Raw genomic sequence first — 743 nt, 5'->3', positions numbered from 1 at the left:
AAAGATGCGTCTAAGCTGTAAGTACAGATTATGCTCATATCCTCGCCAATATATATGAATTTATATCGCGATAAGTGTTTTCAATTCATTTATAAAACGACAGACATGAAATCCATCACATACAGAATGATGAACTTGTATTGCTAAAGGTAAGATGTATTTGTCATTTTCTTTATAATACTTACCTATCGTGAAAATTGGCAACAAATAATCATACCCCTTTTGTAAATTCAAGTTAAACCCCTCGAAGGTTTCCCACGGAATCATCGAAACGGAAAAGGTATTGTTTGGAGTATTTGGCTTTGCTTCCATTCGCTTCATAGAACCAAATTCCTTAATATCTTTTTGATATTCTCCGTAAAATGTTTCATAATCAGCAAAATATTCTGTCCATATATTAGAGAATGTTTCAGTATCTTTGTGAAATACCGTATAACATGGACTTAGCTCATCAAAAACACCTAATTTCCCATTATTGTTTAATGCTGTTCTAAATTCGCTATGATTATTAATTACTTTTGATAAGAGATAGAGCATTTTTGGATATAATTTTTGATTAGCTTCTTTTATTTTTGTAATATCAAGTTTTACTGTCATGCTGTATGTGCAAGGAACTGTTGAAAAATAATGTTCGAAAATTTCTTTTCTTTGCCATTTTTCTTTCTCTATTAGTTTAAAATTCATAATGTTATTCTCCTTTGAAATTACTACTTATTCAATTTTTAATTCGTACTTTACTACAA

Annotated in this window: 1 protein-coding gene; it reads right to left on the bottom strand. The window is 29.5% G+C overall.

Translation table 11 applies throughout. The annotated features are described in order from the left end of the window. Positions 1 to 60: 60 nt before the first annotated feature. Complete coding sequence (catA, locus tag LGK97_RS19645; RefSeq protein WP_226262007.1) at positions 61 to 684, bottom strand: type A chloramphenicol O-acetyltransferase; 624 nt, start codon at positions 682 to 684, stop codon at positions 61 to 63. Positions 685 to 743 lie beyond the last annotated feature (59 nt).

The organism is Clostridium sp. CS001, from assembly GCF_020443565.1.
GTDB lineage: Bacteria > Bacillota > Clostridia > Clostridiales > Clostridiaceae > Clostridium_AD.
The sequence above is the reverse complement of the archived record's forward strand: the minus strand, read 5'-3'. Positions and strand labels throughout refer to the sequence as shown.